This is a genomic window from Candidatus Sordicultor fermentans, assembly GCF_012728195.1.
Taxonomy (GTDB): domain Bacteria; phylum Atribacterota; class Atribacteria; order Atribacterales; family Caldatribacteriaceae; genus Sordicultor; species Sordicultor fermentans.
Map to the genome: position 1 here is coordinate 1 of NZ_JAAYFP010000161.1, position 10554 is coordinate 10554.

A 10554-nucleotide genomic window follows, 5' to 3' on the forward strand; every position below is an offset into this window, starting at 1 on the left:
TTACAGAAGGTAATTCTTTTCCAAAAAGAAGATGCGAAACTCCTCTTCTTTCCCTCGCCCTTGCCAGCACCTCCGGTGTTTTTGAGGAGAATTTTCGCCCGAGGCCAGCTTGCTAAAAACATAATAATGCTTGGCTATTATTCAAAGGCGCTTCTATTAAACCAGAAGTCTTCTGAAGCAAAACATAGAAAGAATAATTTAATCAAACCTCAGATTCGATAAACTTAGTAAAAACGTAAAACCCTAATTTAATCACTCCATTGGTGATAAAACCAGTTCCACTGTTCGGGATATTGGAGAATGAACTCTCCTAAAACCTGATTGCAGAGAGTCGTTCCCCGAACAATATTTTCCCGATGAGAAGGAGCAGAAGGCCACTCCAGGGGAGGAAGAAAAGCAATTTGATGTTTCATCTCTTCTTCCTGGCGTACAATAAAAGCCGGGATAATCGGACTCCCTAATCGAAGATGCAAAACAGCCGGGGTAGCAGGAGAAGGTGCTTCCCGACCTAAAAAGTTGCAAACCACTCCTCCTGAAGCACGCTGATCAGCCAGTACCCCCAATATTTTCCCCTGCCGCAAGATTGAGCGAACTGGAAGCATATTAGTCCGCTCTACTAACTCGATATTCATGGCCAGTCTCAGCTCTTCTGCAAATCTCCGAAGAGCTGGAACCGACGGAGAATTAACCAGAGCAGTAACAGGGTAACCCTGACTTCCCAACCAGGCTCCTAAAAGTTCCCAGTTTCCTAAATGAGCAGTTAGTAAAATTACTCCTCGCCCCCGGGATAGAGCTTCTTTTAAAAATTCTTCTCCCTCTACCTCTTCTATTAAAGAATCCAGCACCTCACTCCCTTTCTTTTTCAGGAGCATCACCTCCATAATAGATAGAGCAAAGTGGCGAAATACCTGCTGAATATGGCGATTAACCTCTAAATCATCTTCCTCCCCCATAACCTGCATCCACTGGATTTTAGCCACCTGCGTGCCGGAGAAGCGATAGCATAGATCCCCCAGAAAAAAAGCAAGCTTTTTGATAAGCGTCGGGGGAAGAACTGAAACCAGACTCTCCAGCACCCCAAGGAGAAAGGGAGTCCCTACTCGCTCCAGTAACCACTTTCCCGGTTCAAATGATTTAGATTTTCTTTTCCGCTCCGGTGTTTCTAATTTTCTTCTTAATCCCCGGTTACTTTCCCCACCATTAATTTGCACCTCGCTGAAAGGATAAAAAGGCTCTTGTTTATATAAATTCTCCCCCACTGGATTCGATGATTTCCTGGCAACAAGATTGAGCCGTTTCATTTTTCTAAATTCTAAAGATTCTTTATCCAGAACCATAATAAACCGCTACCTCCTGGATATTCTTGCTTTACAAAGTACTGTTGCCTCTTAAAGAGAGTTAAAAACGCAGGATTACCGCAGATTTTCCCCGGTGCTATCCTTTCAATTCTCTTTCTGTATTTTACGTTTTTGATTTGTTTCCGTTTTCTTACCTTTTGTATCCGGGTTCTTTCTCAGTAGGCTCCAACAGAGTTAATCCCACGGTTATATATAAATTATTATATGAGGGCCACAGACCTTTGCAAACCCCTGAAAACGTGATTTGCCGGGGAAACCCTAACTTTCCCCGGCATCGTCAAAGTAGCCTTGATCCAAATTGTATTCCACTTCTTCTTCTTCAAATGATTCTTTTGCTCCCATCAATTCCCACACATCCAGGCTTTCCTCATTCAATTTTTCTCCTCTTATTCTTTCTTTCTCTTCTGCCTCAGTAGAAAGACGGATGTGTCTGTATTTGCTAAAGCCAGTGCCAGCAGGGATAGCTTTTCCAATGATTACATTTTCTTTAAGACCAATCAGTTCATCAACTTTGCCCTTGATGGCTGCATCCGCTAAAACGTGGGTAGTCTGCTGAAAAGAAGCGGCGGAAAGAAAACTATCTACTGCTAAAGAAGCTTTGGTGATTCCCAAAACCACCGGCCTTCCAGTGGCTACCTGCTTCAACCCTGGTAAATACAATATTTCTTCTACCAGGCTTTTGATTTCTTTATCTTCATCCGGCTCTCGGATGAGAAGAAATCCTATATTATCTCCAGCAATTTTAACCACGTCATCTCGGTCGATTACCTGTCCGGCTTTCACCATTACCACTCCATCACTACCGGATACAATATCTTGAGCTATCACTTTACCCACTATTTCCTTTTCCAAAAGCTCTATCAATCTACCTTCTATGGAGAAAAATCGACCATCAGAGAGAGGGATTTCTTTTACCCCCTCACTAACTAATCGACGAGCTATGCCTCTGCTTATCGCCTGTCCAGCCTGAACAATAACTTCACCATTTTGAGGACTGATTACATCCTCAGCTACTTCCTTTCCCAGAATTTCTTCTCTTAAAGCCTTAACTAAACTTTCTTTGATAGGAAAAACTTTAACATCCTTCCACACTACTACCTTCTCAACTCCATGTTCATCAAGTAGTTCAACAGTTTCATTATCTAATCGGGTATCAGCTGGAAGAAGTACTTCCCCGCTCTGGGGGTCGACAACTTCTTCAGCCAGTATTGATCCGCGAAGTTTCTCCCAGATAGATTTATCCCTTGCTTTTAATTTAATTGGCCCCATCTCCGCTATCCGGTCTATAGCTTCTGGCTTTAACGATTCACCAGCTTTTAGTAAAACTTTACCTTCTGATGTTTTGACTTCTTCTACGTTAATCTTATCTGCTAGCTCCAACCCCAGATTACGATAACCCCGGACCACTCGAAGCAAACTACCTTTTCTCTCCACCAAGAAAGGCTTGCAATCAGAAGAGAGAATTAGCCGGATATCATCTTCATTGAGAATTTTGCCCTGGGGCAGTACAACCTCACCGGTCATATCCACTACTTCTTCCACTAAAACAGCATCAGTTAAGAAATCTTGTGCTTTTTCTATTAAAAGCTTATTTTCCTCTCCGATTTTCTTGTTTTCCTCTTCAAAATCTTCCAGAAATACCAGCTCCCCGGACAGAAGAGTAGTATCACCAGCATTCTCCACCATAACTTTATTGAGGTTAGCAATCTGGCGAATAATAACTTCGATATGTTTATCATTAATACTCACTCCTTGCGAGATATAAACTGATTGAATCTCGCTGAGGAGGTATTCCTGTACCGCTTTAATACCCTTGATTCTCAATATGTCTCGAGGGTCAATAGGCCCTAAGGTAAGCCGATCCCCCGCCTGCACTCTTTCGCCCTCAGTTACACAAATCTTTACGTCCTGAGGGATAAGATAAGTACGCACCGATTGGTCTTCTTCTTCATCATCAGGAATAACGTGGATCTTTTTCTTCATTCCTACCGTTTCTATTTTTTCCACTGTTCCATATACATCGGAAAGGACGGCGGCTTTCTTGGGCTTTCTCACCTCAAAAAGCTGCTCCACCCGAGGCAAACCCTGAGTGATATCTTCACCAGTAACTCGAATACCACCAGTATGGAAAGTACGCATGGTGAGCTGAGTCCCCGGCTCTCCAATTGATTGAGCAGCTATTATCCCTACCGCTTCTCCTATATCCACCAATCGCCCGGTAGCTAAATTTCTACCATAACACCTCTGGCATACCCCGTAGCGAGTCCGGCAGGTAAGAGGTGATCTCACCAGGGCTTCCTTTATCTCCCTTTCTTTAAACAAAGAGATTGCTTTTTCGTCAACTTCTTCTCCCGCGTGAACCAATATTTCTCCATTATTTTTATCTACTATATCTTTTAACGCTACTCTTCCTAAAACTCTTTCTTCAAAAGATTCTATAAGGTGGTCATTTTCGTCTCGCAAATCAAAAAGCAGAACTCCTTCTTCCGTCCCGCAATCCTCTTCCCTAACAATAACATCCTGAGCCACATCCACTAAACGGCGAGTAAGATAACCGGATTTAGAAGTCCGTAAAGCAGTATCAGCCAGACCTTTCCTTGCTCCGTGAGTAGAAATGAAATACTCCAGAACGCTCAACCCTTCTCGAAAATTGGCCTTTATGGGATATTCTATAATCCTTCCTGAGGGATCAGCCATCAATCCTCGCATACCAGATAGCTGGCTAACCTGGCGAATGCTTCCTCGAGCTCCCGACTTAGCCATCATGTTAACCGGGTTGAATTCATCCAGCTCTTCAAGGATAGCATCAGCCACTTTATTAGAAGCATTAGTCCAGACGTCTATAACCTTCTGTTCTCTTTCTTCTTCGGTAATCAGCCCCTCAGCATAATGTTGATTGATTTCCTCCACCCGCCGGTTAGCTTCTTCAATGATACTCCACTTTTCAGGAGGAATTTCCAGATCTTGCACGCTGATGGTTGTTCCCGAACGGGTAGCAAAATGAAAACCAGCCTTTTTAATCTTGTCTAACACGGTTACCGTAGCCTCGTTACCCAGCTTTCGATAACAGAGATCGGCAATTTCAGACAATTTCTTTTTAGTTACTGGTTCATTGTAATAAGGCATAGCATCGGGTAATAGCTCATTAAATATAGCTCTACCCAGAGTGGTTTCTTCTATTTCCGGGTATTTTTCACTAATTTCTCTAATTCTAATTGGTTCGTGTAAATCCAGGTTGCCAAGATTGTAAGTAATAAGAGCTTCATCTACATCTACAAAATATCTTCTACTTTCTCCGCCTCCCCATAAAGTTAAATAGTAGCTACCCAACACCATATCCTGGGTAGGAACAGCAACGGGCTTACCGCTCGCTGGAGAAAGAACATTATGAGAAGAAAGCATGATAATTTGCGATTCAGCCTGTGCTTCAGCAGAAAGAGGAACGTGTACCGCCATCTGGTCTCCATCAAAGTCAGCATTAAAAGCCGAACAGGCTAAGGGATGCAATTGAATTGCATTACCTTCCACGAGAACAGGTTGAAAAGCCTGAATGCTCAATCGGTGAAGAGTAGGAGCTCTATTGAGTAGAACCGGATGTTCAGCTATCACCTCTTCTAAAGCTGCCCATACTTCTTCATCTCTTGCTTTTTCTACCATCCTCTTGGCGCTTTTAATATTTTGGGCAAAGCCCCTATCCACTAACTTCTTCATAACAAAAGGCTTAAAAAGCTCCAGAGCCATTTTCTTAGGAATACCGCACTGGTCAAAAGCCAGGCGAGGCCCGGAAACAATAACCGATCTTCCCGAATAGTCTACTCTTTTGCCCAGGAGGTTTTGTCTGAATCTTCCTTTTTTTCCTTTCAACATATCACTAAGTGACTTCAAAGGGCGATTGCCCGGCCCTAGAACCGGTCTACCTCTCCTACCATTATCAAAAAGGGCATCAACCGCTTCTTGCAACATCCTTTTTTCGTTCTTCACAATGATTTCTGGAGCACCCAACTGGAGAAGTCTCTTCAGGCGGTTATTTCGATTAATTACTCGTCTATAAAGGTCATTCAAGTCCGAGGTAGCGAACCTTCCTCCGTCCAGCTGCACCATAGGACGCAAATCAGGAGGCAAAACGGGTATAGTCTCAAGAATCATCCATTCCGGGCGATTACCCGATTTAGCAAAAGACTCCACTACCTGCAGTCTCTTGATGAGTTTTTTAGCCTTCTGGCCAGAAGCCTCCTTAAGTTCTTTGCGTAATTCTCGAGCTAACTGGTTTACATCAATATTGCTTAAAATTTCTCTTACCGCTTCTGCTCCTACCCCTGCTTTAAATGTGGAATCGTAGTGGGTGAACAACCGGGCCTCCGTTTCCAGTATTATCTGCGCTACCTTCAAACCCGTTTGCCCGGGATCAATTACTATATAACAAGGTTCTTCCACTGTTTCAGATAAAGGAGTCTCCTCAAAGAGTCCACCAAAAATTTCTTGTAACTCTTTAACTTCCGACTCAGAAAGCTCATCTTCTCGCTGATAAGGAAATACTCGAATGTCTACTACCTCAAACTGGTCTTCTTCTACTTCTTCCACGGTGAAACTTTCCTTATATTTGGAGCGATAACGAGTATATTCTTTAACACTCAGCCGATCTCCAATGGTAAAAGGAAGGCTGTAAACTTCTGCAATCCGGTAAGCAGGTTCAGCTTTAAAATTGGGATCATAGTTAGAATAGATTTTATACTCTATATCCCGGATGGTAGACCCTGCTTCCAAATCAGTAGAGCCCGGCTCCACTACTTTATAACAATCTTCTCTTTTCCGGCCCGAGGCAAAGTACAGTACTTTTTCCAGATTTTTAGGTAAAATCCCTAAAATAAGAGCCATTTTACTGGGAATACTTTTAAAATACCAGATATGGGAGACCGGAGCAGCTAATTCGATGTGTCCCAATCTTTCTCTTCTTACTGAAGAACGAGTTATTTCCACTCCACAGCGGTCACATACTACTCCTCTATCTCTTACTCTTTTATACTTCCCACAATAGCATTCCCAATCTCGAGTAGGTCCAAATATTTTCTCACAGAAAAGTCCATCTCTTTCTGGTTTCAGAGTTCGATAGTTTATAGTTTCAGGTTTTTTTACTTCTCCGTGAGACCATTTACGAATTTCTTCTGGAGAAGCCAATTTAATTTGGATAGCACCTAAATCATTAACGTCTATCAAGGATTCTCCTCCTCTATTTTATTTTTCTCTTCTCTGGAGGTTAATATCCAGAATAGGAGTATCTTCTTCCTCTTCTACTTCCTCCAGAGAAATTTCTCTCTTTTTAGAATCAAATACTCTCACGTCAAGACACAAGCTCTGTAACTCTTTCACCAGCACTTTGAAAGACTCAGGAAGAGAAGGTTTAAGAATATTCTTACCTTTAACAATAGCTTCATAAGCCTGTACTCTCCCTGCAATATCGTCAGATTTTACAGTTAGCATCTCTTGCAAAGTATAGGCTGCTCCATACCCTTCCAGAGCCCATACTTCCATTTCGCCAAATCTTTGGCCACCAAACTGGGCTTTTCCTCCCAGAGGTTGTTGAGTTACCAAAGAGTAAGGACCGGTAGAGCGGGCATGAATTTTGGTTTCTACAAGATGAGCCAATTTGAGCATATATATATAACCTACAGTAATTTCGTTATCAAAAGGCTCTCCTGTTCTTCCATCATAGAGAATAGTTTTGCCCTGAGGAAGAAGTTTAAAATCGGAAGAAATCCGTGAATCAAAAAAGTGATCGAAAAGACCTTGTTCTTCCGGAGCTTCAACCTTCCTCATAAGCTCCATAATTTCTTCTTCCCACGCTCCATCAAAGGGAGGGCTGGACAAAAACTGTCTTTCCTTGTTAGCTATCCACCCTAAGTGAGTTTCCAAAACCTGTCCCACATTCATCCGGGAAGGAACCCCCAGAGGATTGAGCACAATATCCACCGGTGTTCCATCGGGAAGGTAAGGCATGTCTTCCTCTCGGACTATTCGGGCTACTACTCCCTTGTTTCCATGCCTGCCAGCCATTTTATCTCCCACCGAGATTTTTCTCTTTTGAGCCACAAAAACTTTTACCAGCTTGTTCACTCCCGGAGCTAATTCATCACCATTTTCCCGGGAGAAAACTTTAATATCTATGACTTTGCCATACTCTCCATGAGGAATACGAAGTGAGGTATCTCTGACCTCTCGAGCTTTTTCTCCAAATATAGCTCGCAAGAGCTTTTCCTCAGGAGTAAGCTCGGTTTCTCCTTTGGGAGTCACTTTACCCACCAGAATGTCTCCCGGCTTCACATCCGAGCCTATTATCGCTATTCCTTCTTCGTCTAAGTTGCGTAGCATATCCTCTCCTAAGTTGGGAATGTCCCGGGTAATTTCTTCCGGACCCAATTTTGTATCCCGGGCTTCCACTTCGTATTCATCGATATGGATAGAAGTAAAAACATCTTCTTTAACCAATCTTTCACTAATCATGATGGCGTCTTCGAAGTTTTCTCCCTCCCAGGGCATGAAAGCCACAAGAACGTTCTTCCCCAGGGATAGCTCTCCCATGGAAGTACAAGGACCATCAGCAATGATTTGCCCCTTTTCCACCTTATCTCCTTTTCTAACTATTGGTTTATGATTAATGCAGGTGCTCTGGTTGGATCTCTGAAATTTATTTAATTCATACACATCTATTCCGCCATCATTTGCTTCTATTTCAATTTGCAAAGCATCAGCTTTCTTCACCACTCCGCCTCTTTTAGCTATAACCGTGGCTCCTGAATCTTGCGCCACCTTGTATTCTATCCCTGTCCCAATGTAGGGAGGATGAGAAACTAAAAGAGGAACAGCCTGCCGCTGCATGTTAGTACCCATCAACGCCCGGTTAGCATCGTTATGCTCTAAAAAAGGAATCAAAGCAGCGGAAGCGCTAATAATCTGCTGAGGAGAAACATCCATAAAATCAACCTTATCACGAGGCACTTCCACTATTTTTTCCCTGAACCGGGCTATTGTATTCTCCGTCTGAATATAGCCCTCCTCATCCAGGGGAACATCGGGAGGGGCAGTGTGATAAAGGTCTTCTTCATCGGCAGAAAGGTAAACTATTTCATCAGTAACTCTTCCATCTACCACTCTTCGATAAGGAGTTTCTATAAACCCATAATCATTAACCTTGGCGAACATGCACAGAGAAGTAATAAGACCAATATTAGGGCCTTCTGGAGTTTCAATAGGACATATTCTTCCGTAATGGGTATAATGCACGTCCCTGACTTCAAAACCTGCCCGCTCTCGACTCAAGCCCCCCGGCCCTAGGGCACTCAATCTTCGCTTATGAGTAATCTCAGAAAGAGGATTAACCTGATCCATGAATTGAGATAGTGGACTGCTGCCTAAGAACTCCCGCATAGCAGCAACAATAGGCCTCACATTAATGAGACTTTGAGGAGTGGCTGATTCCACATCAGGTTGAATAGTCATCCGTTCCCTGATCACTTTCTCTACTCGCAAAAGACCGATGCGGAACTGGTTTTGTAAAAGTTCTCCCACCATACGAGCTCGTCGGTTGCCAAGGTGGTCAATATCATCTTCATAACCAATACCATCAATAAGATTAAGGAAATAGCGAATACTGCCCACTACATCCTCGGGAGTGAGAGTTCGGTATTTTTTAACCCTCACTCTTTCTATTCCTAATCCTCGCAGATCCCGGATAAGACCCAGAGTTAAAGGTTTTCCTTTTTCTACCAGAACTTCTCCAGTTATCTCATCCACTACCGCTTCACTCAAAATTCTTCCTTCCAGATCCTCAGAAAGAACCTCCCAGGTGTCCTCTCTTTCCACATAGATTTTCACCGGTAATTCTTCTTCGCTAAACACTTTTATGTATTCTATGGGGTATTCTTCGTTAAGTTTTTCCAATTCCTGGGCCAGGCGACGGTTAATTCTTTCTCCCTTTTTTCCTGCTATTCGATAACGAGAAGTATCAATATCTTCACCCAGTAAGCTGATATCTCGCAGGCATTTTTTATCCTGCAAGTCAATCACAATATCCTCAGCCAACACTGGTTCTTCTATCCGAATAACTCTTTCTTCCAACTTTAGCTTGTTATTTATTTTATAGCGACCAACTTCACCCAGATCATAGCGACGAGGGTCAAAAAAGAGGTATCTCATGAAATCTCTGGTGTTCTCCTCCGTAGGAGGCTCGCTGGGACGAAGTCTACGAAAGATCTCTACCACTGCTTCTTTGTAATTAGTAGAAGGATCTTTCTCCAGAGTCTTACGGATAATCGGATGATAATCAAACATAGACAAAATTTCCTCGTTATCTTCATATCCCAGAGCTCTAACCAGAGTGACAGCGTTAATTTTTCTCCTTTTATCTACTCGTACGTAAATGATATCTCCTGTATCAATTCCAAATTCTAACCACGCCCCCCGATTGGGAATAATCTTAAAGCCGTAATCCACTTTCCCGGTGGTAGTAACTTCTCGAGAGAAAAATACCCCGGGAGAGCGAACTAACTGAGTAACTACCACTCGTTCGGCTCCATTAACTACAAAAGTACCCCATTCGGTCATGAGAGGTATATCACCCATGTACACATCCTGTTCCTTTATTTCATTGGTTTGCCGGTCAATTAATCTTATCCGCGCATGAAGAGGAACAGAATAAGTTCTCCCTTTTTCCTTAGCCTCTTTAACAGTAAAAACTGGCTCTTCCAATCGATAATTGACAAACTCGAGAACCAGTCTTCCAGTAAAATCTTGAACCGGAAACACTTCCAGGAAAACTTCCTGCAATCCTTGCTTTTTACGGTTTTCAGGTGGGACATCTCCCTGCAAAAACCAATCAAAAGACTTTTTTTGAATCTCTATGAAATCAGGAAGTTCCAAGGAAGAAGGGATTTTGGCAAAACTTTGCCTCTCAATATAACTTACACTCACTAATCACACCACCTTTTGAGGGAAAATCGAGTAGCAATTTTTGTTAGATAACACTTTGTTTGAAGAAAGAATAATAACTTTTCGTCCTCCCGTCTTAAATACACCTGAAAAGACAAATAGCTATTATATAAGCTTTTTAATCAAATGTCAATAGCACAAAGGCCTGACTTGAGGCACTTTTGGAAGGTCTCTAAAAAACAACCTCCTGTGGGATATAAATGCAACTCACGAA

General features: G+C 42.6%; 4 protein-coding genes. 1 reads left to right on the forward strand and 3 read right to left on the reverse strand.

From position 1 onward, the window contains the following. Window positions 1–222: hypothetical protein (locus GXZ17_RS08290; RefSeq protein WP_409376820.1), on the forward strand; the 222-nt coding region annotated here is incomplete at its 5' end. Between the two features lie 26 nt (window positions 223–248). On the opposite strand, the gene GXZ17_RS08295 is transcribed toward GXZ17_RS08290, so the two are convergent. From GXZ17_RS08295 to rpoB, 3 genes are all read right to left on the reverse strand, one after another. Further along, window positions 249–1337, reverse strand: a complete 1089-nt coding sequence (locus tag GXZ17_RS08295) for a lysophospholipid acyltransferase family protein (protein ID WP_409376821.1) — start codon at window positions 1335–1337, stop codon at window positions 249–251. 279 nt (window positions 1338–1616) lie between these two features. Beyond that, window positions 1617–6572: a DNA-directed RNA polymerase subunit beta' gene (gene rpoC, locus GXZ17_RS08300; RefSeq protein WP_409376822.1), complete on the reverse strand. Its 4956-nt coding sequence runs from the start codon at window positions 6570–6572 to the stop codon at window positions 1617–1619. 18 nt (window positions 6573–6590) lie between these two features. Then, complete coding sequence (rpoB, locus tag GXZ17_RS08305; RefSeq protein ID WP_409376823.1) at window positions 6591–10322, reverse strand: DNA-directed RNA polymerase subunit beta; 3732 nt, start codon at window positions 10320–10322, stop codon at window positions 6591–6593. Window positions 10323–10554: the final 232 nt, after the last annotated feature.

What these genes read in the sequence shown, in the direction of transcription:
- GXZ17_RS08295 (WP_409376821.1), bottom strand. Translation starts at nt 1,337, where the DNA reads ATGGTTCTGGATAAAGAATCTTTAGAATTTAGAAAAATGAAACGGCTC.